Genomic DNA, 23,196 nt, shown 5'->3' on the forward strand with positions numbered 1-23,196 from the left:
AAGATGTCATAACCTCACACAGACCTACAAGAAGGGCATTCGGAACGCCACCGAACATTGCCTTTTTTCCGCATTGGCTTTAAACATAAAACGTATGATAAGAGCGGTATAAGGGGGAAGTTAACCACCGCAAATCGCAACAATTCAAGAGAAAATATGCCAAAAACTGAAGTATGGCTAGGGAACTTACTCCCTAGCCATACTTTGTCAACAGTCCCTTTTCCGCGGCAATTAATGATATAAAGTTCTTGTCACCCGACATTTGTATATGATGTTACACACCATATACTGATGATTAAATATCAAAATAATAAGTTCGGTTGTTTCAGTTAGTGTTACACACACTAACTGAACCGTTTCTTTTTTTCTTTACTGATATTTCTCAAATTCATCTTTTAGCCATCGTTGATTTTGATTAGATATATATTGTTCAGCTCGAATCAGTATCTCAACAAGTTCTTGCTTTGTGAGCTGCATATAGCGCTGCTGGACTTTATCAAGATCCCGATCTATTTTGACGTGTTTGAATTGTTCCGTGGATTCTGCGTCAAGTTTTATCGGTTTTCGGTTCGTTATCGGTTTCTTGGTATTGCTGTGCTTAAGAAAATATTCATGAAGCTCTTTATTCTTTAATATTGTATTTGAATGAATTCCAATTCCTTCAGAATCAATATCCTTTGACATATTAGATACTGACCGGTATGAAACTGATTTTCCTTCTTTTAGCAACATATCAATCGCTGAAACTCCTAGTTGAAACGAACGTTTTCTTCGATTTTCATAAGACTTTTCAAGCCATTGCTTCTTATTTGTTATTTGCGATTTTGATTTTGGATTCATATTTTGCATCCTCTTGGTATTATCGTAAAGACGTTAATGTGTCGCGATTGATATTGAAATATATATCTCCTGCTTGGCATCAGATGTTTTCTAGTCTCAACATCATATTCAACCTCAGGCAGTTTATCTGATCGATACGCTTCCTTCAGCGTCTTGACGATTTCGGTCATAAACTTAAATACTTCTTCTGGCATATAATAATTTTCTGGCTCTTCTTTCCCCTTTGGTGTTAATCGAAATATATAGTTCTTTTGTGGCGGATTAACGCTGTTATCAACGGTAACTACGCAACAATCCTTATCGTAGCTAATCTGAAGCAGCTCATTGATTCTGGCCCCAGATGAAGTAATTATGTCCAAAGCAAAACGAGCAAACATGCAAGCTATATACAGAGGCTCTATATTAATAAACAGCTTATTTGTTAATCGTTGTTTTCTGGTTAGATAGAGTCCTTGAATTAATAATCCGGGATTTCTATTTGCGCCGCTATTAGCTTTGGCCCTTGCGCTAAAGTCTCGATTATCAAATGGCATGTGCGGTAGCATATAAGATGTAAGTTTCAATTGGATTTCTTCAATAAATTGTGTTCCTAACCATTTCTTCAGATTAAATACAAAAGTATTATATCCAGTGAGAATCGATTGGCGCTGCCGATCTGAGTGCTCAGGGATAATCTGACCCGTTACATATTGTTCAACGTGATAAGGCTTTAATTCCCCTATAGAAGCGATCTTAAAATAGCTAAACAAGTCACGAAACCGCGCATTCAGTACACTAGTGATATTCATGATTGAGGCTGGTGTAAGATTGCGGTCTGTTAGACAGAGGATAGCTAGTGCGAAGTGGTTAACCCAAGGTTGATCTAAGCACTGCTTTGCGAAATATTTTAGGATCTTTTCGTTCACTTGATCCCAATAAAATGCCCCATCTGGGTTTGATAACACCACGAGTTCATCTGGGATTTTACCGGCTAGGAGCTTTACCCATAGCTTGTTTTGATGTTCTTCAAGTAGGTCTAAGTTGTAGGTCACTAATCATTCATTCCTTCGTAAAATTCATCTAACCAATCTGAACTGCTTTCAGGTAAATTGAGAACGGATACTGTTGTGGCTTGTTTTTTTCGCGATTTAAGCGAATTAAGAAACTCCTTTTCCCTTTCCATGTAGCTAATTTGGAGCTTCTCATGCAGGTCACGAAACTTCGATTCATCGTAATAATGCTCGTAAACTTGAAGTGTTTCAGGGTCTCTCCACTTCATGTATTCAATAAGTTGCTTCTTCTTATCTTCGATATCACCAGTTGTTCCTGATGTCTCGTATATCCCTCGCAACATGGATGTAACGAACCAGTGCAACCTTTCTACTCGAATGAACTCTAGAAAGAATTCGTCTTTTCTTTGTTCTAGATAGCCATTTTTCCCCTCGTATTCTCGTTCAAAACTAGGTACATTCCATAAAACAAAATACCATCGTTCATTTGCATACTCAGATTCATCATAGTAGAAATCAAGAGGAAGAGACCTATTCTCCTTCTTAGCGGCGGTCACTATCCTCTTGAAGGCTTCTCTCAGACGGTGTATCTGATTCCACCTCAAATGCCCTACGGCTCTTAATTCGGGCAATAACGGCGTTATAGCGGATGTATCTTCTTTCCGTTTGTTCTTTGCGCCGCTATTAGCTTTGGCCCTTGCGCTAAAGTCTCGATTATCAAATGGCATGTGCGGTAGCATATAAGATGTAAGTTTCAATTGGATTTCTTCAGTAAATTGTGTTCCTAACCATTTCTTTAGATTAAATACAAAAGTATTATATCCAGTGAGAATCGATTGGCGCTGCCGATCTGAGTGCTCAGGGATAATCTGACCCGTTCATATTGTTCAACGTGATAAGGCTTTAATTCCCCTATAGAAGCGATCTTAAAATAGCTAAACAAGTCACGTTGTATATAGGAATATCTTTGCCGTGGCTACAACCACGCTAAACTGCCCGATAGTTCAACAGGCTGCCGAATTGTGCCCGGCAGTCTGTTGTTGTTTGCTCTCAGTCTTAGTCCCTTCTCAATCGACGGCATAAACAACAAGATCTGTTCTTAATCCTGGAATTCAATGTTGTGCTCCTTACACCATTCAATTACTAATTCTTTAGTTTTATTTTCTTTATACTTGTACCATTGTTTATCAACACCAAATTCTATAATTTTATCTTTAAATCTTCGAAATGCTCCTCTACCTTGAATGGCTTCATACAGCTTTTCTCGAACGTTCTGATTATTAAGACTTACAATAAAGTCCTCCATAATTTCATATTCATTGAAGTTGTTTCTTAATGTGAAGTCAACGTAAACTCCGTCTTCATCCTCAATTATGCTGATGGCTTTCTCAATGTTCTCCCTTTGCCATTCAGGAAATTTCTCAATTGGCTTTTCATCCTCTGCAGCCCCAATTTCTTCTCTCATTAATGTAATAACTTCGCCTGTTTTAGTGTTTATAAAAGTAAAAGAATCATCAATATGCAATTCAATTTCATTGACTAGATCGTCTATCTTGATTGGTTGTTTTCTTTTCATTTACCTTTGCTCCTTATGGATTCATACAAACATCATACCCCAAAAAACAAACAAAGCTACCTCATCGGCAGCTTCATTACATTTTTATCGAGCGAGCTATCTCGTACCCGTAAGGTTAATGCCAATCCCATTCCGAGTGATGGTGATTATTAGGACCCGTTAGAGCCTCGTGAATGTGATGTAATCGACTTGGGCGGGCTCTGCCGATTCGATCCTAATTGCCCGATTGATCTGTCCCCGGTGATATTGCCCATGTAAGAGGACCTGCGACAGGATGTCCCGGACGGACGTTCGAAACGGAAGCCCACTCTGGTTCGCATAGTCAACCATCTCGTCCAACTCGGATTCCTCGAGCCCTTCTATATAGACGCGATATTGCTCGGCGTTCTCTTCGAACATCGTCCGGATCGCCTTCAGGTCTTCCGTTTCCTCCCACAACGAGTATTGCGCGCTGCCCTTGCCTTGCAATCGGGACAGCCAGACTCGTTCCGCGACTGCGACGTGCCGAACCAGCTTTAGAAGGTCCTTGTTGTTCGTCACACTCTCCTCTAGCGCGTCCAAAATGCGTCCGTCCGCCCAGTACAGGTGGTCCATCATACGCTTGATCGTCTTCATTTCAGTTTCCCCCTCTTCGTATCATTTCTATAAATGGACATTATTTTGCTCAACCAATCTGCCCGTTAGCTTCGCGACGTGTACCTAAAATAAGCGATTGGGCGGTTCCATTGCCACGCTATCGAATCCCGATAGCTTAGTCTTTTTTAGAGTTTAAAATCATGCAAAATGTAAAGAATGAATGCAGTAACAAATTTACACCGAGGTGCAGCCACGGTAACGAGGTTATGTGTACTATGACTCTTTCTCTCGCAGGAATTCTTTTGTTTTTAGCTTTACGCTACGCAAAGTGGTCTAAGTGGCGAGAGTTTTACCCCACGATTCTATATATGGTGATGCTCAATCTGCTATACAGTTATATCGTAAAAACAACCCCCCTTTGGTTGTATAAGTCCTCGCTCGTCCCCCAAGGGCTACTGGACATCATTGTTATTTATATCGTAGAACCTTCCATGACCATTTTGTTTTTATCCTACCATCCTCTTCGGTGGAGGCATATATCTCTGTACTGGGCAGCTTGGATCATTGTCTTTTCTGCCATCGAGTACATTTTTTTCCTGACCGACCGGATGGATTATTTTAACGGATGGAACATGTACTGGAGTGTGATTTTCTACATTATAATGTTCCCAATGCTATTTCTCCATTATAAAAAACCGCCTGTAGCGCTGATGCTTTCTATTCTTTTTACACTTGGTTTTATGTGGATCTTTGATTATTTGTAATCTGCACACTGCAAATTTTGAGGGAACTTTCCGGAAACTATATGACGGCTTACAGGGGAACGGTGGTTGAGAGCATGCTAATGATAGCAGTTGTATCCTTCACCATATTGGCTTTGGCAGCTTTTTGTCTGACAGACAAGCGGCTTCACTTATTTGAAATTTTGGCTGTCTGGTTTACCGTGACGGCGGTAAACGTTCCGATCTACTCTTTCTTTCTAGTCAACCGTCACTGGATCTCGGTGCCTGATAGCAAGGAAAAAGCCCTGATTCGCATTGTCTACGCCGTCATATTAATCCCGCTGTTCCTAACATGGGCGACAGATAAAATGCAAGCATTGAGGGGATTTGGCCTAAAAATGGCTTCTTATTTGGCCATCTTTGTACTCATCCTTGCGGGAGGATGGACTCTTCATAAATGGGGGGTTGTTCAAGTCACTCCGACCGGTATGTGGCTATATGTTCCATTCAAGTCCCTCATTCTTGTTGCGGCCTTAACTTCGTTAAAGTTCATACGCTTTCTTATGAGGAAGGACGGGATTTCGCATGGTCCTATTCCCCGCAATTAACTTCATTTTCAATATTCTTATATTTGCTGCCGGTGCATTCCTTGTTTTCCGTTTGCCGATCCGACTGCCCAGAAGCGTATCGGTTATCATTATGATACTGAGTCTGTCTACCGCTTTAAGTATGGATCATTCGATCGGCGTCCCGCCCATCGATCTTTACGATACGAACATTTACCCTTGGCTAACGTTATCCGAACTGCCGACATGGGGTATGTACCCGATATCCGGTTATTTGTTTATTTACTTTTACGACAAGTGGAAAATCAATGGGCTTGGCATCCCCTTCTATGTCTTCGGGTGGACGTTGCTCGGGACAGCTTTCGAGGCACTCTCCACAGCCTTCGGTGTATTCATTTACAAGGGATGGTCGCTTAAGTATTCTTTTCTTGTCTATCTTATCGTCCAACTAATGATCGTCGCCGTTTTTCGAATCCTAATGAACGAATTCCATCGAGCGAAGGAGAAGAAATAATCGCTACAATGCGTTCCGACTCCGTTTCCTTATCAGCATAAAAGGTTGTCTATATTAAAAAACAAAAGTCCCCTTAGCGAACTTTGGTCAAGACCCCATTTAGTGGACATTGAAAAAAGCCCTAAGCTGCAAGCTGGCGTCGGTATTCAACCGGCGTCAGCTTGTTTAGTTTTCTTTGTGCTCTTTCCTCGTTATAAAAGCGAATAAATTCTTCAATTCGTCTTTGTGCTTCTTCAATGCTTCGTATATCATAGGGGTAGAGAGCTTCCACTTTCAAATGGGAGAAGAAGCTCTCCATAGCGGCATTGTCGTAACAATTGCCGCGGCGAGACATGCTGATTTGGGCGCCAACCTTTGGCAGCATGTCGTGATAAGCATGAGACGTGTATTGGAATCCTTGGTCGCTGTGAACGATCAATCCAGTCACGTCTTTATGTTTTTCAAATGCCTTATTAAATGTCTCTAAAACAAGCGGATTGTCATTGCGCCTGCTGATGTGGTACGCGATAATTTCTCCGTTCCATAGATCCTTGATTGCAGATAGGTAGATCCTATCGTCAAAGACCCGATATTGGGTTACATCGGCTACCCACTTCTGATTAGGGCCATCGGCCGTAAAATCCCGTTTCAGCAGGTTCTCGGCGATCCTTCCATCTGATACAGCTGCTTCATAACTCGTCCGATGAACATACTTCCGCCTGATGATTGCCTTAATACCTAACTCCTGCATAAGACGTAGAACCCTCTTCCACCAACCTTAACTTAACGCAAAAAACCATCACCAATCACATCTTTAATTAGAGCCTAAGCGCCGACTGCCTGTTCATCATGAAGTTATCTCGTATCCGTTACTTCAGCGGATAGCTCAGCTGCTTCCAATAGTACCCTTTAACGACGTAAGAATCTGTCGTACTTTGCTTACGATTTCTTGAAAAAGATGAAATAGACGGTGACAAACACCGCAACTATTCCGATGTTGACGATTAGCCGGGTCGCAAAGTGATGCCTTAAGTACAGTATATCGACACTCACGATAACGGCGATCATCACCACAATGAACAGCACTCGAAACAGGTTCCCTGTCATTTCACTCATCCTCTCAGAGATATCTACCGTTGCTTCCTGCGTTTACGCCACCGTTACCTGAAGATAGGATGCAGTTGCATCGTTCAGGTCATCCTTTGTAGCCCTCACAACCTTCATAATAAGCCCCTTAAATAGAATGAATATGATCGGTTTTATTGTACCATATATTGGAACTAATCTGCCCGTTAGCTCATCGACCTCAACCGAAACTAAAAGAAGCGATGGGTCGGTTCCATCGCCACACTATCCGTACCCAATAGGTTAACAATGCTGTCCGTTTAATTCCGTGGTATCCTCGTGGTAACTTGAAACGGAGTGATCTCTCCACAAACTTACGTCACTTTTTTCTCCTGCTGTACCGCATACTTGACTTCAGCCCGGTTATGCAGCAACATTGTTTCAGCTAAAACATCGCCTGAAACCTTATCCAGCTCCAGCCGCCAAATTTCGTTTTCACGATACCATAACCCGTTCCATTCGTAAAAGCGGTGATTTCGTTCCTCAATCCGATAGAATGACGGCATCAAGGAATCGCAGCGAACCGTCCCCTCCAAATGAGTGTCAGTAAGCCATAGGTTGAGTTGGAACGTATGCTCGGTATGATTGAAAAACTGGAGGTCCAAGTAATTGTAAAAGATGCTCGTACCGCTTCCGAACGGTACAGTGCGGCGGTCGTCGGGAAAGAGGTCGAAGCTGTGGTGGTGGCGTTCCTTAATTTGCAGTGGTGTGTGCAAGGCAAGCCAAAATAGGAGGTTCGCCAGCTGGCACAGTCCTCCCCCGATTCCTGTGCGAACCTCGCCGTAAGCGAGCATGAGACCGTCGATATACCCTTTGCGAGCCGTCGGTTTGCCGACGAGGCGCCAGAATGAAAATGTCTCTCTAGGACGGATTACAATGCCGTCAATATGCGCCAGAGCGATGCGTAAATTAGTAATTTTGTTCTCTTGCAACTGCGGATCGGAGCCTTGCAGCGTCCTCCTCAGTACGGATTTGTGCTTTGCGCAGCGATAAGGCAGTTCGACAGCAGATTTACGTCGGGCAAACTGACACCATACCAAAACATCTTGAAAGCGCCTACGAGTTTGTAACTGTGCCACTCTTGCCTTATATAGAAACGGGAACTTGTATAGCACCCACTTTTTTACCGAAATAACCATTTTCATAACAATCTCCTTCGACTAATCTGCCGTCTATTAGTGAAAAAAGAAATGATAACGACTCTTAATTCATCTGAATTCCCTTTAGTTTAATAAAGTCACTTAAATATCGAGGTGTATAAGAAAAAAATGAACCCAACAGCGATAACGCAAACAATAAAGTAATAAAAAGACCTTAACCACCTAGGCATTGCATTGAGGTCCGCCCTTTTGTTTGGCATTCCCATAATCTTATGATAATGGTCCGTTGCACTATTGAATGAATCAACAACTGTAGGGGATTCATCCTTTTGTATATTGCTTTTTTCGCTCTCGCTCATTGCAATACACCTCCAAATTATTAGACGTCTTTCTCTTCAATATGTTTCTTCGTTATACTACCCGTTAGCGGAGTGACAAAGCACCATTCTTAATGATGCTTTGTCAGTTTATTCGTATATAGCATCTGTGGTTGACCCGTCTTCGTATAAATAGTTCACGTGAATCCATTTATCGTTATCATTTGTGTACCACAATGCAATTCTTTCAACTTTGCCTTCATTAGACCAATGAATGAAAATCTGAGCTCTAATGTCTCCTTGTTCAAGGCCCTTAACGTCAATTTTGTTTAAATCATCGTATTTATATCCTTGAATCGGCGATATATCATATCTCCAAACCGCTTGTTGTGAATCATCATTCGTACGTTCTACGCTTGGACCGCCTAAAAGACCTATTACATAATTTCTATCCACCCCGTTAGTTATGCGGTATTGGACCAGCCAAACCTTTTTTGTTACTTCATCAACGTTAGTTGGCTCAGTCATAATTGAAATCACATTGTCTTCGTCTGCATACCTTATTCCAAGCCCCAAGCTTTCTGCTACAAAACGTACAGGTACATAAGCGTGACCGTTATAGTTCAATACCGTATATTCTTTTCCAATTTGTTTGTTTTGTCCATTCACTTCAAATTTTGTAGGAAACAAATATGCTTCAATGGTGTCTGCGGCATAAACGACAGTCGTAGCTGTCAATGCAATCCCACACGCTAAACCAAGAATAAACTTTTTCAAAAAAGACCACTCCCATCAATGATTCGGATAAACTATACATAAGTTAGACTCCTGGTACAAACTGTAAGTTACAATGAAATGAAAAGAAATCACACCTTATTTTATCGAGCCATTTAACCTATTGAGGATAAATTTTCTGTTTGAGCAAATGCCCTTACTCCAACAAAATAGGGAGCAGTCGCTGTGGCGGTCTGCTCCCTGGTTTACTGCAACTAGCGTTGCACCAGTTACTTCTGTGTAATGATCTCCGATCATTTCTTTTATTTGTTCTTGTGTGAATTGAATATTCTTCGGTTGTCTTACATCATTGCCAACCTCTCTTAATTTACTGGGGATTTAGCTGCTTCCTAAGGAATAAAATTGATGAAGTCCCTTTTCAGTGCGTCCTCCCGCCAAGTAAATATCATTAGTTGTACCCGCGCTAAATATAACATAACCACTATCTGCATCGCCCATCGTAAATATCCCTTTTTCGCACTTAATGTAGGCTAGTTTCATTGGTCCTTCCTCGGCTTTGGAGTTATTCGATAGAAGATACGTTTTCCCAGCCAGAGTCAGTTGTTTAGGAGCAATATCGCATGATGATGAAGTGCCTACCACGATAGATTCTGTTGCGGGAGTATTTGTCGTTGGCGACTGTGGTTGGGAGTTATCTTTAGAACATGCCGATAGCACAGCAATAACAACACAAACCAAAGCACCTAAAATAAACTTTTTCATACTCACCACTCTCCTTTAATAAGAAGACGTAATGTACAAGTTTTAAGTTTCACATTGCGTTAATCCAACCGCTACTTGAACAAATCAGAAAAAGAGTCGCAACAAAACAGCTCCTGCAGGTATCAAATATTAATGAATTCAGACAACCTTGCAATGAAACCTTTGCCCGAATTTACACGTCAAATTATATATCCAATTATGTCCAACTTCGAAAGGAGAACGATATGAAAAAAGCACTTATCGTTTTTACTGCTGGGGTTCTACTTTTTTGCGGCATTTTGGGCTCCCGATCCTACGCCGCCTCTTCGGAGAAACGCCAACTCCCCACAACCATTGTGCTAACGGAATCGGTCACAACCGTCTATGACGGAATCGGAGGAAGCGAGATATTTGGACTTGCTCCCCAATCTGTTGAAGTTGTTGATGCGGAGTCCGGATGGGCTTCCAAGCTGTATACGGATTCCAATTCATTCATTTGGTTTAATATCAAAACCTACACAGGTAATAAGTGGATCCGTATCCGTAATCCTCAATTCAATGAAAATTATTACGACGCCATGTTTCTAACAGGTGAGGAGAAATTATACAGCGGCAAATCAGTAGGAAGCCGAAGTGATGGCACCATCTCTCCTCAATCCTTACAGGTTTTGTTTGCCGACGACGGCTATTACCTTGTTTCTACCTGGCTCGGTTACAAATGGATACATCCAGTTCACCGGGTTATTGATCATTTGAAAACAAAAATAACGAATATCAACTCCTCTATTCGTCTGAAAACGAAAACCCCCATCTTCGAATTGCCTGATGCAGGCTCCGAGGTCGTTGGCTGGCTTTCACCGCAGGACGTTCAATTTCATCAATCTTTTAATTATGAATGGTTCTACATTGATACATGGATGGGTCCTCGTTGGGTCAATTTACAAATCGGATATCCTATGGACATAAAGCAAATTGAAAACAAGCTCGTGCTTACTGATCAGATCGCCATCTACGAGCATCCAAATATTAGGGCAAACGTGCTTGGACAATTGGCTCCGCAAGTGGTGACTGAATTTGAGCGGGGAAGCGGTTGGCATCACATTCATAGCTCTTGGCTGGGAGATGTTTGGATTTATAACACAGAGCCAGGAGCCGATCCCTTGAAATATGTTCCCCCTTCTAAATCGACTACGGAAACGGTCAAAGCACCATGGACGTTCTTTCAATTTGACCCGTCATCTGTTGGCTCTCGAGGAGAACCATTCGCCCCGTCGATAACAGTGGAAAATATCGGAAGTACCAACTCCAATGGATTATTTGAATTCCATAATCCGGTCAGCCTAAACTTTATGTTGTTAATGCAAGCGATAAGGCTTTAACCCTCTCCGCTTCTACCAAGTTTGAGATTGAAATCGTAAGAGTAACAGACCGGAACAACGCGAACGAGTGGCAAACCGTATGGTCGGGCTCACTGCCGGAGCTCTCTTTCACATTCCCCAAACGGATGTCAGGGCAGTTGCTGAAATTCGACTGGAATCAACAGGATTCAGAAGGAAAGCAGGTTCCTTTCGGACAATACATCGCGAGAATTAAACTGCCTATGAATATCGGCTATACAGAAACAAACAGACACTGATACACTTCAGTTTCAGAAAATGGACACAACCATACGAACACAGATGTGGTTTTCAATCGCGGCTCCGTGACAAATGCCGCTGCAAAAACACATGTCCGTTGGAGAGAATATTCTGCCGCTTCTCTCACACCCAAGGATGAAACCTTTAGGGATGTGAGTCAAAGATGATCATTTACTGGGCAGCCCGACCGACACCGGTCAATGACGATAAAAATGCTGTCTTAAGCAATAAACAAACGTTCAGCTTCCATGTGCCGAAGGATTACATCTACAATAAAGGAATCAATAGAGATCTATTTTGGATGTTGCGATTCTCATACTAAAGGAACCTTCAGTACCTGGCACTTCATTTAAATGAAAATAAAGCTTTCATCTGAGTTTTCTGATCCTATGTGGGTTTTAGGACTAATAAGCCGGCTTTCGGAAAATATGTTTTAGACTGATCTCGATAAATAAAACAGCGGTAACCTTGGATGGGAAAATAAGTCCTAGGCTACCGCTGTTTTATTGAGCTAAATAATCTGCCCGTTACCTCAATGAAGGTCAAAGAGGAGCTGTCCTTTTGGCAACTCCACGCTATCGTACTCCGTTAGAACGAGGCTACCGTTCAATCCGTGGCAACCTCGTAGTGTATTTAATTGAGCTATCAAATTGTCCGTTAGTTTATCTCGACCTAATCGTATCGAGGAATTCAGTAATTACAACTTTATCTGGAGGAGATAGTACCTTAAACGTGGTAGCTGTTGACGTTCTGGATATGGTAAACGCCTTTGACGCGTTGTTTTCCATCGGACTTGAATCGGTAATACACCAATCCCTTTTGATTTGCACATAAGAACTGAACGCGCAAGGAATTCGTACAAAGCACGTTGGAACTTGACAGGTGATAGCCGATTGCTTCATCCAGCTTCGTTGTACGGATGCGTCCACGCCCAAGTATGCCAGAGAAGGTCATTTTTTGACGGTCTCGTGCGACCAGTACACAGACTTGGTCGTTGCTGATACCACGGTGCTTCGCTTTGTCGCCGCGTTTGCGCGGCTTGCGTTCGTTAATGTTCCGCCTGCCGTTTCAACGGGCTATTTATATAGCCATACACACCGTCTTTTCCTTTAACCTCGACATAAGCTACCCCTTCGCTAAACGGACCTATACGATCAAAAATGGGGTCAAACATCCAATTACCATTCACATCGATATAAGTCCAACCAGTATCAGCCTTCACAGCAGCCAAACCTTCATGAAAAGTATAGCCCCCGTAATATGAATCATTAAAGTTGTACTTGGGTTCAAAAATAACTTTTTCTGTCTTGGTATTTACGAGTCCGATCAAATTGTCTTTGTATACCCAAGCAAGACCATTTCCACTTGGGTCGTAATAGAACTCTTGATAATTTCTCAAAATATCTGGTATGTCCATTTCTTCCCCTTGTTTATTAATTTCAAATATAGATACGGCATCCAGTCCCATAACTTCCATTTTGGCAACCCCATCGATAAAATCCCCTGGTTTAAAAAAATTAGTATCCGTATCTCTAAAATAGGAGTCATAATTCTCGTACTCGGAAGAAATCCGGATCCCATTCACATCAATGAAGCACATTTTGTTATTTTTTACTACAAAAGCGAAACCATTGCTAAAGGATCTCGCAAATTGAAATTGCGCAGAAATGACTTCTTTACCAGATTTGTCAATATAACCGTATTTGATATTTCCATCGGGAAAGGATTTGAGAACAAGGGCACGGTCGTCCTTAAAGTTTTCAACTTGCAAATATGGTGTATTTAAATCTAACACTACCTCCCCTGTATTGTCGATGAACTGCCAGTGAGAGAGAGAAGTTTTAACCATCGCCAATCCTTCATTAAAATCACTCACATATGAGTATTGCGGCTTGATGACTACCTCACCAGCATGATTCATAAATCCATATTTATCCATGCCATTGACACTACTTGTCCTGAACCAGGCTAGTCCATTATGAAATGCCCCTAAACCTAGGGTGGTATTAAGTGAGGGAATATCGGGCGTCATGATATTATTATCTGTATCCGCAATAGCACTAGGTATTAAGTTTAGTAGTATAACCAGTGTTAAAGTTAGACTGATTAGCTTTTTCATCGCACCTATCCCCTTAACAATAAATTACATAACACAGGTTGTCGGATCCTATTTTGGAATAATTTCACTAATATTTTACCACGACCATATTCTAACTTGGCATAATACATATGTCTTAATACTTATTGAATATTCATTGTGAAACTAAACAAAGGCTACCAGCATCCCCTAGGTAGCCTAGTACAGCGTTTCAACTCTAAATCCAGCCGAATCATCTCGCCGGCTATCTTCATTTTTCAACTATCGTACCCAATAGCATTCCTGTAGATGGATAATTTTCGTCTTTGTAAAAAGAAAAGCGCCTCGGTACGATGGGAGTACGCAACGGGTCATAGCCCTTTAAATCCCATCATCCAGGAGGACGCTCTACTATGAAGTTTAAATCGCAGGACAAACAAAATCAACTCATTGAAAAAATTACCGCTCAGCATCTCGTCGTTGGGATAGACATCGCTCAACAAATACATGTCGCACGTGCGGTTAACTATCGAGGGATTGCACTTGGCCATCCCCTATCCTTCTCGAACGATGAAGAAGGCTTTCAGAGCCTGCTTCAGTGGATCCATTCGCTACAAGCTGCTCATAGCCTAACTGCTGCCATTGTTGGTATGGAACCAACCGGCCATTACTGGCTGAACGTCTGAACGTCTCCAACTGGCTCTCTGAGCGTCAATTTGAAGTGGTTCTCGTCAATCCTCATCTGGTAAAAAAGAATAAGGAAAACCGCGACAATACGCCATCCAAGAGTGACAAAAAGGATGCGCTAGTCATTGCCGATATGGTTAAGAACGGCTACTACTCATTCACTCGCAAAACGCCAGAAGCCTTTGAAGAACTTCGAGTCTTCCTCTCAAACCGCGACTCTGTCGTAACGAGACTCGTGAGTGCCAAAAACCAAATCCATCGCTGGGTCGATGTTGTTTTCCCTGAGTTGCGGCAAGTTTTCAAGAGCTTAATGTGCACCGGTTCGTTAGCTACTCTACGTCTTTTCTCAACGCCCGAAGAACTGAGCAAGCTGCAACCTCAAGACGTCATTACTGGCTGGAAAACCCTTATGAAGCGGCATTCTGGTGAGCGTAAGGCTCGAGTGCTTATCTCACTTGCGTGTCGTTCTGTTGGATCTAAACAAGCCACGCATGCTTACAAGCTTCATTTAAAGCAACTGCTCGATGAATACGACCTTGCTTGCCAGCAGCTAAAAACGATCACCTGGATGAAATACGTTTTTTTGGCGAAGAATTGTTAGCAACTCATCAAGGGTCAACCTTGCTTTGCGCAGTTGTTGGGAATCGATTTGCCCCTTGTATATGATCATTTTGGGCTTGGAATTTACGAAACCACGGAGACCAGGAGACTTCTGGATGAAGTAATCCAGCATCAAGGTAAGAGCGGTAAAAATGCCGACCGCAATGGCACCCTTATCCACTCCTTTGTTGGAATCGCTACTTCGGTTGTCAGTGCGCCAATCGTAATGGCCGATGCGAAATCAAAGAAATTGAATTGAATTGCGATAACATTTTGCGACCAAGGATTCGGCAAATTAGGTGCAGATAAATATAAGCGCTAAGCGCCGATACAACCGTCCACACCACTCTATGCCACTCACCTCTTTGATATTTACTTGTTACGTCCATCAAATATTGTGACCTGAATGTTCCAGATTATTCGTGTAGGTCCGACCGCAAGATAAGTACGATAAACATTGCTGCCTAGCTGGTTTCTAGCAGTTCAAAAAAATACGGAGAATCAGCTGACCCAATGCCTGATGTACTGTACATTTTCTGAAAGCTTAGAAAGCTTCGGATGAGCATGAACGTGCCTCACACTCATTTTCTTCCCCCTTTCTGTGTCGGTTTGCTAGAGAATTATTTTTTGTAGTCCAGTGTAGACCTTCCATCCTTGTTTGCACATAATAATTCATAGACATGTTACGAGGTGACCGTCCATCAATGATTAATGAACACTTCCAGACCATCACTCTTGGTATGGGCTGCTTCTGGAGCCCTGACGCCTTATTCGGACAGCTACCCGGGGTGATTCGAACACGTGTAGGCTATGCAGGCGGGACGACACCAGCTCCGACTTATCGGATGCTCGGCGACCATACCGAGACGGTGGAGCTTGATTTTGATCCCGGACTGGTAAGTCTAGAAGCCATTCTTGGTCTGTTCTGGGATCACCATCATCCTCCGAACATCAATGAATATAAAGGACGGCAATATTTGTCCCTGGTCTTATACCGCGACGAGTTGCAGCAAAGCATCATTTTTAAGGTGATAGAAGACCGCCGGCGTGAAGGGAAAGGTAGAACGGAGACAGAGATCGCTTCCTTTAAGGGATTCTATATAGCCGAGGAACGGCACCAAAAGTATTATTTAAAGCGATATCCTGATGCTGTTCGGAAGCTAGGCCCTCTCTATCCTACTCCCGAGGACCTGACGAACGCCACCTTGGCTGCGCGCTTAAACGGTCTGGCGAAAGGCTTTACCAACCTGACGTTTGTGATCCAGGATATCCAAAAATGGCCGATCGATGAAGACGAGCGGGCTACGCTGATCCGTTTAGTTCAAGGGATTAGGTGGTAGCGTGGTAAGCATTCTCTCCATCCACGACCCTTACACAGGTTATCTTGAGATTAATCCATCCTCTTCGATGAAAAACTTCGGGATTTGGTTCCCTAAGCTACAGAGATCGAAGGAACCGAATACGGTGCCCTGGACTGTTCGGTTCGAGACTACGTATTTTGGCAATAAAGTTTATCATTTCATCATCTCGGTCCCTCAAGGACCGGAAATTTCATCCAAAGCTATGGGAATAAGTTTCGATTCATGGTCTCAATGTATGAAAGAGCGGAAGAAGAGATTCAGAAAAAGATGCGTGGGTACTATGAATATCTGATTCGCTTGAATAAATATGTAAAAGTGGCTAACGTGGTTGGATTGATTCGTTAATGGAAAAGAGGCTGTCCCATAAGTCATATAATGACTGAGGGATAGCCTCTCATTTTTTAAACAAAAAGAAATCTCTCTTTGGTAAAATGGAAGTACCACCAACCATTTACGAAAAGGAGAGATTTCTTTGTATCTCAAATATACCATGGATCAACTTTGCCTGCCAATGGATTTAGAGGAGGACATTCCTCAAAATCACCTCGTCCGCGTCGTGAATGCTGCCGTGAATCATTTGGACGATACCATCTTTGATGCGGCTTATCCCGGAGGCGGCCGAGACAGCTATCACCCCAAGATGCTGACCAAAGTCATCATCTACGCCTATACCCAGCGCATTTACTCCTCCCGTCAAATCGCTAAAGCCGTGCGTGAGAACATCATGTTCATGTGGGTCGCGGGCAGACAGCGTCCGGACTTCCGCACCATCAACCGTTTTCGTTCCGAGCGGATGAAAGACGTGTTAGAGACGGTGTTTACCGCGGTTCTTCAATTTTTGGCGGACGAAAAGTATGTTCAACTCGAACACTACTTTGTCGATGGAACCAAGATCGAAGCCAATGCCAACCGGTATACGTTTGTTTGGGGCAAAGCGGTCGTAAAGCATAAGGCCAAGCTTCAAGAGAAAGTGCAAACCTTGTTTGCCACCATCGAAGAAGCTGAGAAGCAAGAAGATCGGGCTCATGGCGGCCGAGATCTCTGTGAGCTTGGCCAGTCCTCGGAGATCACGAGCGAAAAGCTGGAGATCGCCGTCAAGCAGTTAGAAGCGAGACTGCAAGAAAAGCCCAAGGACAAGCCGCTCAAGAAAGCCGTGCGGAAACTCCGAAAAGACTTCCTCCCTCGCCTCCAAAAGTATGAATTGCAAGAAGAGATTTTAGGGAATCGGAACAGCTATAGCAAGACCGACACAGACGCCACGTTCATGCGTATGAAGGAAGACCACATGCGAAACGGTCAGCTCAAGCCGGGCTATAATGTGCAGATCGGCACCGAAAATCAATTTATCCTCGGATACAGTGTGCACCAGCGGCCTACCGATACGCGCTGCCTCATTCCTCATCTGGAAAAAATAAAATCCGGACTCGGCAAGCTGCCAGGTGTCGTCATCGCTGACGCAGGCTATGGCGGCGAAGAAAATTACGACTATTTGGAACAAAACAAAGTCGACGCCATCGTGAAATACAGTACCTACCATCGCGAAAAAAGTAAGGCATGGCAAAAGGACATAAGTAAAATTGACAACTGGACTTATGACGCTGAAGCAGATACATGGACATGTGCGGCGGGGCAAACACTCCATTTCCGCAGAGTGAGTAAGGAAAAAACGGAGAGTGGCTACAAAATTGAATACCGTCATTACCGAAGTGCTGGATGTGAAGGCTGTCCGTTAAAACCGCAGTGTACGAAAGCCCAGGGTGATCGTGAAGTCAAAGTTAGCTTGAAATATTTACGGCTAAAGAACCAAGCAAGGCAAAAACTCCGTAGTGAAAAAGGGTATGCGCTGGCCGTCCGGCGTATGATTGAACCCGAGCCTGTGTTTGGCGATATGAAGAACAACCGAGGCTTCAAAAGGTTTCTGCTTCGTGGCTTACCCAAAGTAAGTCTAGAGGTCGGGTGGCTTTCGCTTGCCCACAATTTGCTCAAGAAAGCATCGGTGGACGCAAAAAAGCAAGGAGCTAAGCGAGAAGATGCCGCTTAGCTCCTTACTTTTTCAACTGTTTACCTTGTTTGTCGCTGAGATTGTCTCATAAAGTTGCTTTTGAGACACCCTCTGCGAGAGTTGATCTGGATGTATTTTATTTATATCCAAAAGATACATGTTTATGCATTAGGCCAAAGTCCGCTCACTCACTACTTCACAAAAGCGGGCTATGAAATGTTGAACGGCGGCAATAATTCATTCCGTGTGCTAAGACCCCAGAGGCAAAAAGAAAAGCCGTTTTTGATGGCAGCTGCTACCTCGAAAATGGCGCATGCTTAAGACAGTTGGTTTCATACCTTGAAAAGACCAAGGGTAGCTACTCCCTTTGTCTTAGCCGGACAATCTACAGTATGTACATGTCTCCTTTAGGACCGCGGTTCCTTCAGGATTCGTGAGAAGCGTTGTGGAAAAACGGCTCGGCCTTCGGGCGCCACTCTAGCTTTGCCTCCACTATTCTTCATTTCTAGCATTTCCCGATTAATAGAATAATATACCAGCCAGTGATATAATTCTTGAAGCATCGTAGAGTGCTCTTTCAAGGGTGTTGGCTCCTCCGAAAGGATTTATTCGTCAAATAGACCAAACCTCCTGCGGTTAGCATGTTTCATTAGGGCTGAGTAAACGATGTTTTATTTTTTCTTTCGCTTCACAGAGAGCCATTTTGAATGAGATAATGTTTTATAACCCGACGTCAATTTCATTCACGATTATACGCATATGTTTGTGTCGTAAAACGATTATACTCACATGTTTGTGTCGTGGCTTCGCGACACAAACATGTGTGCTTTCAAATAAAAATCCCCAATTTAAGGCGATTTCCAAAACACCTATGTTTGTGTCGCCGGACATTATATCACAAATGACAAGAACAGTATATCATTTCCCCGCAAAATAAAACCCATCGCGTTTTATCGATGGGTTTTGTTTTGCTTAACATCTTTGTAAGCATATGCATTTACGGTTTGGGTTTCATTCGTCATTTGTCGCAACTGACATCGCAGAGTCTGATGTAACAGTTGCAATAAAGCCCAATTCAATAGAAAAATCCCGACACATTATCAGGATACTAAGATGAAATTTCTTTGAAAATTAATATTCTACTCCGATCACGTCATCATTTACATCGTCATAACGAATTTGTGTTGTAGTTTCAACCATAAACTCTTCTGTATGCTCATGAGCAGCAGTATCTTCATAAATTGTTTCAGGATCTCCATCTGTCTCAATATCAATTTTCTCATTGGGCATTCTCAATTCCCTCCTTATTGAGTATAGGTTATCTTTTCCAATGTGCAATTATTATTATTCATAGACTGTTGCAACTCATTGAATTTGAGCAAACGGTATTCTGAATTGCTTAGCCATAATAAGCAACGATCTCATTAAATAATTTAAAATATGCTTATAAAATTACTATTAATGACATTAAATAATAATTTTTTGTATGTATAGTACAGCAAACACGTTCCGATTAGATTACAATGATTCCGTCTAACAAGAGTTATGCGCAATTTAATAGATTTTGAGATTCGTTTAAATAACAACCCTGTGCTGCTGTCGGTTAACACAAGCTGGGGTAGTACCAGCGAATCTAACTTGATTCGAATATTGCATATTTCAATGGTGGTAGTAAGATAATAATCACATTATAACCGTTGGAGGCATTAGAACAATGACTAAAAAACCACGATTAAGCTCTGCAGAAATGGCCAGCCTTTGGAGCAACTGTGTGTTCATTTCTATAGTACATCACATGCTCCAATATTTTCTAAGCAATATTGAAGATCAAGAAATCAAGTCTTATGTCGAGTACACTCATTCCCTTTCCGGCAAACATTTGCATCGGTTTCAATCGGCTTTCAAAGAAGAAAATATCCCAGCCCCAAGAGGAATAAATTCTGATGATATTTTTCCTGGAGGCCATAGATTGTATTCGGACACTTTCTATGTCAACTACATTGCCGGCATGGCGAAATTTGCATTAATTACCTATGCGGTTTCATCTGCTGAAGCATCACGTACTGATATCCAGCAAATGTACAATGAGATTGTGAATGATTTGCAAATTATAAATCAGAAAAGCACCCAATTCATGCTCTCGAAAGGCATCTATATACACTCACCTTACGTGCCAGCACCAAAAGAAGCTGATGTTGTTAAAAAACAAAGCTTTCTTGCTGGATTCTTCGGTAACAAAAGACCTTTAACAGTCTTTGAAATCAACCAACTCTTCAACAATATCCAATCCAATGCAAATGGCAAAGCATTAATGATGGGTTTTAGCCAAGTTACCCAAAACAAAGGATTGAGGGAATATTTTATAAGAGGTAAAGAATTGAGTAATAAATACGTCAGCGAATTATCGGATGCATTGAATAAAGAAGATGTTGCAATTCCCCCAACTTTTGATGGGGAAGTTACTGATTGTACCGAACCTCCATTTTCGGAAAGGCTGATGCTGTTCCATGTGGCTTTATTGGGTTCGTCCGGGCTCGGTAATTATGGAATTTCATTAGCCGCATGTACAAGACGCGATCTGGCCGCTATGTTTGGTCGAATTATGCTGGAGGCGAAAACTTACATCGAAGATGGATGGAACCTGATGATAGAGGAAGGTTGGATGGAACAACCTCCATTAGCAGCTGACCGAGAAGCCTTAGTAACCTAAGGGCGTCGCATTCAGCTTATAGATTACGCCCGACAAACCGGCTGTTATATTATTGAAGATGATTACGACAGTGAATTCCGTTATCAAGGAATGCCGGTACATGCCCTACGGGAGCTCGACTCAGAACGTATTGTCTATGTCGGGACTTTCAGTAAAAACTTGTTTCCTGATGTCGCCACATCCTCGGGTCTGCTTTGCATGCAGTTGCAAGGGGCCATGGCCATATTCGCCGTAAATCTCAAACGGATTTTGAAGTTAGTGGACTAGGAATGCCCGCTAATCTGGATGATATAGCTCAAAAAAAGGCATCTGCACCGAAGTTTCGGCCAAATGCCTTCTTTTGCCTTACGCAATGTAACAGTAAGATAAACTTAGCTTAGTTCTTCAGTGGCCTCAGTTTATGCTACCGTGTTTTTTTGAAGGCCAATGATTAGCCCTATCTTTGTTTGTGTTTTGGGTTCTCGCAGATCACCATTATAATACCATTTCCTCTATCTTTTTACATTTTTAACATATATGTTTTACTGATAGTCTAAATTTTATTATAGTTTCCCTCCTTTTTATTGCTCGGCCCACTAGCGGATATTATCCCCCCGTTTGCTTCCTGATAAACCAGAGATAAAACGACCTGTCCACGTAAAAGGTTATCAGAAGGGAGATCCTTGTGGGTGAGTGTGCTTCTCTAATAATACCTCCAGTGTCGTCATCCAACTTGGGAAAAACAGAAACCACAGTATTTTCTGAATGATTCCTCTTTTGGCTGGAAATTTCATATTAAATACGACGCAAATAGCAGGATAGATGAAATACTCAAACGAAAAAACTGTTCTTTGCTACATCGGCAAACTCGCGAACAGGGTATTCAAGTAGGTTGTAATACACAACTACAAGCCCAAGGAACCAGGTTTCCATTTGTTTAAACGAGAAGATTACGAACGCCTCTCGGATTTTATTGCGGGGGACCGTCAGAATTAAAAGCACACTCATTATAATCCATATACCGATCAATATGATTCTGTCCAATGTCAAAACAATGTAACACCTCGTTCAAGTGAGATGCGCTCATTATCTCCAATATACCAGATATTATTATTGAGCTCTCCTGCCCGTTTATTCAGCGGAGACTCTGACCCCTAAAAGTACCGACTATATAATTCTCTCCGACGTTCCCCACGCACTGAGCGTAAATTTGTGTTGTCGATGCCTTCTCGTGGCCCAACATCCCTTGAATAAAATCTAAAGGGGCGCCATTATCAAATAAGTGACAAGCATAAGTATGACGAAAACGATGAGGATACACGTTGACTGCAATCTCTCCACCAACTGCAAGCTTCTTAACCAAATAACGTATTGTGGATATGGCCAATCGTCGCGCTGGAAGGGCTGGCGTCACAACAAGAATCCTCCCGATTCTCAAGGTACCTCCTTAACCAGACCTTACATTCGGTTGCATAATACACATCCGTTGCTTCGATCACTTCCCGTGCACAATCACGAAGCAGCTCTCCCAGTTGATGTCTTTTAACTTATGAACCTCACCTATGCGACAACCAGTGCAATATGAGATCTCCAAGAGTACGTGCTCTCGCGGGGAATCACAGGTTATCTTGAGATTAATCACATCCTCTTCGATTAAAAACTTCGGGATCCGCTTCTACATCTTTTGTTCCTTAAGCTTTGTCGTGGGTTTTTTAGCAATAAGTCCTTCTTCAAATGCAAACCGAAACAGAGATCGAAGGAACCGAATACGGTGCCCTAGATTGCTCAGTTTTAAACGTTGTGACTGCTTTGTCAAATATCCTTTTAGCAACTCCAATGACACTTCTTCGATGTTTAGGTTTCAATCTCGCGGACCAGCACTTTAAACTGTAGGAAATAAGCTTTTAACGTATGCGGACTAAAACCCAGAAAGCGTTTATCGTTCCCGTAGCTATTTATTATTAGCTTCACAATGTTTAGGAGGGGGTAATCCGGATAATCGTATTAAATTTGTTGAACTACTGTAATCCGTTATAGCTCCACGTTTGCGCTCAAATCATTTTTCGAATAGGTTTATATTCTGAACATCATACTCCGTTTATGTATTTTGCTGTATTTCCTTAGAAAAACATGAGCAAAAGGGAGGAATAACCAACCATGAGCTGCTGGTTGCTTCTCCCCTTCCACTTTTATTGAATATATATATTACCACTCTCAATGCCAGCCCTATCTCGAGTCAAAACGTACAATGCTCCTTGGCCGTCGACTCCTGCATAGAACACTTCCTCGATGCTCTGTATTCCTTGCTCACGGAGCTTCTTTTGAAGCCACTTATCGTCATATCCGGCATGGCGGAGGTTTTC

At 42.4% G+C, this 23,196-nt stretch carries 24 protein-coding genes and 4 pseudogenes; 9 read left to right on the forward strand and 19 right to left on the reverse strand.

All coding sequences use genetic code 11. The annotated features are described in order from the left end of the window. Nucleotides 1-369: 369 nt before the first annotated feature. From FPZ49_RS25215 to FPZ49_RS25235, 5 genes are all read right to left on the reverse strand, one after another. On the reverse strand, nucleotides 370-840 hold the full coding sequence (locus FPZ49_RS25215; protein ID WP_144852392.1) for a hypothetical protein: 471 nt from the start codon (nucleotides 838-840) through the stop codon (nucleotides 370-372). Beyond that, nucleotides 837-1,871 (reverse strand): hypothetical protein, encoded by a 1,035-nt coding sequence (locus FPZ49_RS25220; protein WP_144852394.1) that lies wholly within the window; start codon nucleotides 1,869-1,871, stop codon nucleotides 837-839. The genes FPZ49_RS25215 and FPZ49_RS25220 overlap by 4 nt, the downstream gene beginning before the upstream one ends. Beyond that, the gene (locus FPZ49_RS36020; RefSeq protein WP_222429966.1) at nucleotides 1,871-2,587 is read right to left on the reverse strand and encodes a hypothetical protein; all 717 of its coding nucleotides are present in this window, start codon (nucleotides 2,585-2,587) and stop codon (nucleotides 1,871-1,873) included. Before FPZ49_RS36020 ends, FPZ49_RS25220 begins: the two co-directional genes overlap by 1 nt. Before the next feature lie 341 nt (nucleotides 2,588-2,928). Continuing rightward, on the reverse strand, nucleotides 2,929-3,405 hold the full coding sequence (locus tag FPZ49_RS25230) for a UPF0158 family protein (protein ID WP_144852396.1): 477 nt from the start codon (nucleotides 3,403-3,405) through the stop codon (nucleotides 2,929-2,931). Nucleotides 3,406-3,564: 159 nt separating this feature from the next. Beyond that, nucleotides 3,565-4,020, reverse strand: coding sequence for a DinB family protein (locus FPZ49_RS25235; RefSeq protein ID WP_144852398.1), 456 nt, complete (start codon nucleotides 4,018-4,020; stop codon nucleotides 3,565-3,567). A gap of 236 nt (nucleotides 4,021-4,256) precedes the next feature. Between FPZ49_RS25235 and FPZ49_RS37600 the strand changes: the two genes are divergently transcribed. The 3 genes from FPZ49_RS37600 to FPZ49_RS25245 all read left to right on the forward strand — a co-directional run bounded on the left by FPZ49_RS37600 (nucleotide 4,257) and on the right by FPZ49_RS25245 (nucleotide 5,783). After that, on the forward strand, nucleotides 4,257-4,745 hold the full coding sequence (locus tag FPZ49_RS37600) for a CBO0543 family protein (protein ID WP_391563867.1): 489 nt from the start codon (nucleotides 4,257-4,259) through the stop codon (nucleotides 4,743-4,745). A gap of 74 nt (nucleotides 4,746-4,819) precedes the next feature. Continuing rightward, nucleotides 4,820-5,311: a hypothetical protein gene (locus FPZ49_RS25240; protein ID WP_144852400.1), complete on the forward strand. Its 492-nt coding sequence runs from the start codon at nucleotides 4,820-4,822 to the stop codon at nucleotides 5,309-5,311. Then, nucleotides 5,289-5,783 (forward strand): hypothetical protein, encoded by a 495-nt coding sequence (locus FPZ49_RS25245; protein WP_144852402.1) that lies wholly within the window; start codon nucleotides 5,289-5,291, stop codon nucleotides 5,781-5,783. The genes FPZ49_RS25240 and FPZ49_RS25245 overlap by 23 nt, the downstream gene beginning before the upstream one ends. A gap of 121 nt (nucleotides 5,784-5,904) precedes the next feature. Here FPZ49_RS25245 and FPZ49_RS25250 read toward each other — a convergent pair. The 5 genes and pseudogenes from FPZ49_RS25250 to FPZ49_RS25270 all read right to left on the reverse strand — a co-directional run. Next, a pseudogene (locus FPZ49_RS25250) lies at nucleotides 5,905-6,519 on the reverse strand (IS3 family transposase); the annotation flags it as partial. Nucleotides 6,520-6,701: 182 nt separating this feature from the next. Then, nucleotides 6,702-6,869, reverse strand: a complete 168-nt coding sequence (locus tag FPZ49_RS36025) for a hypothetical protein (RefSeq protein WP_222429967.1) — start codon at nucleotides 6,867-6,869, stop codon at nucleotides 6,702-6,704. Nucleotides 6,870-7,201: 332 nt separating this feature from the next. After that, nucleotides 7,202-8,032, reverse strand: a complete 831-nt coding sequence (locus FPZ49_RS25255; RefSeq protein ID WP_261381607.1) for a VanW family protein — start codon at nucleotides 8,030-8,032, stop codon at nucleotides 7,202-7,204. 422 nt (nucleotides 8,033-8,454) lie between these two features. Beyond that, a complete protein-coding gene (locus FPZ49_RS25265) occupies nucleotides 8,455-9,081 on the reverse strand; it encodes a stalk domain-containing protein (RefSeq protein WP_144852406.1) in 627 nt (208 codons plus the stop codon). A 336-nt stretch (nucleotides 9,082-9,417) separates the two neighbouring features. Then, a complete protein-coding gene (locus FPZ49_RS25270) occupies nucleotides 9,418-9,801 on the reverse strand; it encodes a hypothetical protein (RefSeq protein WP_144852408.1) in 384 nt (127 codons plus the stop codon). Between the two features lie 224 nt (nucleotides 9,802-10,025). On the opposite strand from FPZ49_RS25270, the gene FPZ49_RS25275 reads away from it, so the two are divergent. Beyond that, entirely contained in the window at nucleotides 10,026-11,159 is a 1,134-nt protein-coding gene (locus FPZ49_RS25275; RefSeq protein ID WP_144852410.1) for a hypothetical protein, read from the forward strand. Between the two features lie 990 nt (nucleotides 11,160-12,149). On the opposite strand, the pseudogene FPZ49_RS25280 reads toward FPZ49_RS25275, so the two are convergent. Then, nucleotides 12,150-12,482, reverse strand: a pseudogene (locus FPZ49_RS25280) (IS1595 family transposase); the annotation flags it as partial. Beyond that, nucleotides 12,466-13,536, reverse strand: coding sequence for a WG repeat-containing protein (locus tag FPZ49_RS25285; RefSeq protein WP_144852412.1), 1,071 nt, complete (start codon nucleotides 13,534-13,536; stop codon nucleotides 12,466-12,468). The gene FPZ49_RS25285 and the pseudogene FPZ49_RS25280, both read right to left, overlap by 17 nt. Before the next feature lie 371 nt (nucleotides 13,537-13,907). Between FPZ49_RS25285 and FPZ49_RS25290 the strand changes: the two are divergent. Continuing rightward, nucleotides 13,908-14,743: pseudogene (locus tag FPZ49_RS25290) on the forward strand (IS110 family transposase); the annotation flags it as partial. On the opposite strand, the gene FPZ49_RS37605 reads toward FPZ49_RS25290, so the two are convergent. After that, nucleotides 14,732-14,914 (reverse strand): YetF domain-containing protein, encoded by a 183-nt coding sequence (locus tag FPZ49_RS37605; RefSeq protein ID WP_391563868.1) that lies wholly within the window; start codon nucleotides 14,912-14,914, stop codon nucleotides 14,732-14,734. The pseudogene FPZ49_RS25290 and the gene FPZ49_RS37605 sit on opposite strands and share 12 nt — an antisense overlap. A gap of 571 nt (nucleotides 14,915-15,485) precedes the next feature. Here FPZ49_RS37605 and FPZ49_RS25300 point away from each other — a divergent pair. The 3 genes from FPZ49_RS25300 to FPZ49_RS36470 all read left to right on the forward strand — a co-directional run bounded on the left by FPZ49_RS25300 (nucleotide 15,486) and on the right by FPZ49_RS36470 (nucleotide 18,465). After that, nucleotides 15,486-16,121, forward strand: a complete 636-nt coding sequence (locus FPZ49_RS25300) for a peptide-methionine (S)-S-oxide reductase MsrA (RefSeq protein WP_144852416.1) — start codon at nucleotides 15,486-15,488, stop codon at nucleotides 16,119-16,121. 493 nt (nucleotides 16,122-16,614) lie between these two features. Beyond that, nucleotides 16,615-18,183, forward strand: coding sequence for an IS1182 family transposase (locus FPZ49_RS25305; RefSeq protein ID WP_144852418.1), 1,569 nt, complete (start codon nucleotides 16,615-16,617; stop codon nucleotides 18,181-18,183). Nucleotides 18,184-18,273: 90 nt separating this feature from the next. Further along, entirely contained in the window at nucleotides 18,274-18,465 is a 192-nt protein-coding gene (locus tag FPZ49_RS36470) for a hypothetical protein (protein ID WP_222429968.1), read from the forward strand. Nucleotides 18,466-19,275: 810 nt separating this feature from the next. Here the strand turns inward: FPZ49_RS36470 and FPZ49_RS36030 are convergent. Then, entirely contained in the window at nucleotides 19,276-19,434 is a 159-nt protein-coding gene (locus tag FPZ49_RS36030) for a hypothetical protein (RefSeq protein WP_186446086.1), read from the reverse strand. A 424-nt stretch (nucleotides 19,435-19,858) separates the two neighbouring features. Here FPZ49_RS36030 and FPZ49_RS25310 point away from each other — a divergent pair, with 424 nt between their 5' ends. After that, nucleotides 19,859-20,854: a DUF3231 family protein gene (locus FPZ49_RS25310; RefSeq protein ID WP_144852420.1), complete on the forward strand. Its 996-nt coding sequence runs from the start codon at nucleotides 19,859-19,861 to the stop codon at nucleotides 20,852-20,854. Nucleotides 20,855-21,290: 436 nt separating this feature from the next. Here FPZ49_RS25310 and rpmJ read toward each other — a convergent pair. The 5 genes and pseudogenes from rpmJ to FPZ49_RS37615 form a co-directional block, all read right to left on the reverse strand. Continuing rightward, nucleotides 21,291-21,397: pseudogene (rpmJ, locus tag FPZ49_RS25315) on the reverse strand (50S ribosomal protein L36). A gap of 104 nt (nucleotides 21,398-21,501) precedes the next feature. Continuing rightward, a complete protein-coding gene (locus FPZ49_RS37310) occupies nucleotides 21,502-21,627 on the reverse strand; it encodes a hypothetical protein (RefSeq protein WP_315899204.1) in 126 nt (41 codons plus the stop codon). Nucleotides 21,628-21,664: 37 nt separating this feature from the next. Next, nucleotides 21,665-21,841, reverse strand: a complete 177-nt coding sequence (locus tag FPZ49_RS37610) for a CBO0543 family protein (protein WP_391563869.1) — start codon at nucleotides 21,839-21,841, stop codon at nucleotides 21,665-21,667. Between the two features lie 127 nt (nucleotides 21,842-21,968). Further along, the gene (locus tag FPZ49_RS36995; RefSeq protein ID WP_261381608.1) at nucleotides 21,969-22,247 is read right to left on the reverse strand and encodes a tyrosine-type recombinase/integrase; all 279 of its coding nucleotides are present in this window, start codon (nucleotides 22,245-22,247) and stop codon (nucleotides 21,969-21,971) included. Between the two features lie 775 nt (nucleotides 22,248-23,022). Next, on the reverse strand, nucleotides 23,023-23,196 hold a 174-nt coding region (locus tag FPZ49_RS37615; protein WP_391563870.1), incomplete at its 5' end, for a YetF domain-containing protein.

The organism is Paenibacillus cremeus (assembly GCF_007786445.1).
Classification (GTDB): domain Bacteria; phylum Bacillota; class Bacilli; order Paenibacillales; family NBRC-103111; genus Paenibacillus_G; species Paenibacillus_G cremeus.

Bases quoted from the DNA above. Each gene is read 5' to 3' on its own strand.
- FPZ49_RS25275 (WP_144852410.1), top strand. From the start codon at position 10,026: ATGAAAAAAGCACTTATCGTTTTTACTGCTGGGGTTCTACTTTTTTGC.
- FPZ49_RS25255 (WP_261381607.1), bottom strand. From the start codon at position 8,032: ATGAAAATGGTTATTTCGGTAAAAAAGTGGGTGCTATACAAGTTCCCG.
- FPZ49_RS36025 (WP_222429967.1), bottom strand. From the start codon at position 6,869: ATGACAGGGAACCTGTTTCGAGTGCTGTTCATTGTGGTGATGATCGCC.
- FPZ49_RS25285 (WP_144852412.1), bottom strand. From the start codon at position 13,536: ATGAAAAAGCTAATCAGTCTAACTTTAACACTGGTTATACTACTAAAC.
- FPZ49_RS25310 (WP_144852420.1), top strand. From the start codon at position 19,859: ATGACTAAAAAACCACGATTAAGCTCTGCAGAAATGGCCAGCCTTTGG.
- FPZ49_RS25240 (WP_144852400.1), top strand. From the start codon at position 4,820: ATGCTAATGATAGCAGTTGTATCCTTCACCATATTGGCTTTGGCAGCT.
- FPZ49_RS25235 (WP_144852398.1), bottom strand. From the start codon at position 4,020: ATGAAGACGATCAAGCGTATGATGGACCACCTGTACTGGGCGGACGGA.
- FPZ49_RS37610 (WP_391563869.1), bottom strand. From the start codon at position 21,841: ATGAGTGTGCTTTTAATTCTGACGGTCCCCCGCAATAAAATCCGAGAG.
- FPZ49_RS37605 (WP_391563868.1), bottom strand. From the start codon at position 14,914: ATGCTGGATTACTTCATCCAGAAGTCTCCTGGTCTCCGTGGTTTCGTA.
- FPZ49_RS37310 (WP_315899204.1), bottom strand. From the start codon at position 21,627: ATGAAATTTCCAGCCAAAAGAGGAATCATTCAGAAAATACTGTGGTTT.
- FPZ49_RS25230 (WP_144852396.1), bottom strand. From the start codon at position 3,405: ATGAAAAGAAAACAACCAATCAAGATAGACGATCTAGTCAATGAAATT.
- FPZ49_RS37600 (WP_391563867.1), top strand. From the start codon at position 4,257: ATGACTCTTTCTCTCGCAGGAATTCTTTTGTTTTTAGCTTTACGCTAC.
- FPZ49_RS36470 (WP_222429968.1), top strand. From the start codon at position 18,274: ATGTATTTTATTTATATCCAAAAGATACATGTTTATGCATTAGGCCAA.
- FPZ49_RS36030 (WP_186446086.1), bottom strand. From the start codon at position 19,434: ATGCCCAATGAGAAAATTGATATTGAGACAGATGGAGATCCTGAAACA.
- FPZ49_RS25245 (WP_144852402.1), top strand. From the start codon at position 5,289: ATGGTCCTATTCCCCGCAATTAACTTCATTTTCAATATTCTTATATTT.
- FPZ49_RS25215 (WP_144852392.1), bottom strand. From the start codon at position 840: ATGAATCCAAAATCAAAATCGCAAATAACAAATAAGAAGCAATGGCTT.
- FPZ49_RS25270 (WP_144852408.1), bottom strand. From the start codon at position 9,801: ATGAAAAAGTTTATTTTAGGTGCTTTGGTTTGTGTTGTTATTGCTGTG.
- FPZ49_RS25300 (WP_144852416.1), top strand. From the start codon at position 15,486: ATGATTAATGAACACTTCCAGACCATCACTCTTGGTATGGGCTGCTTC.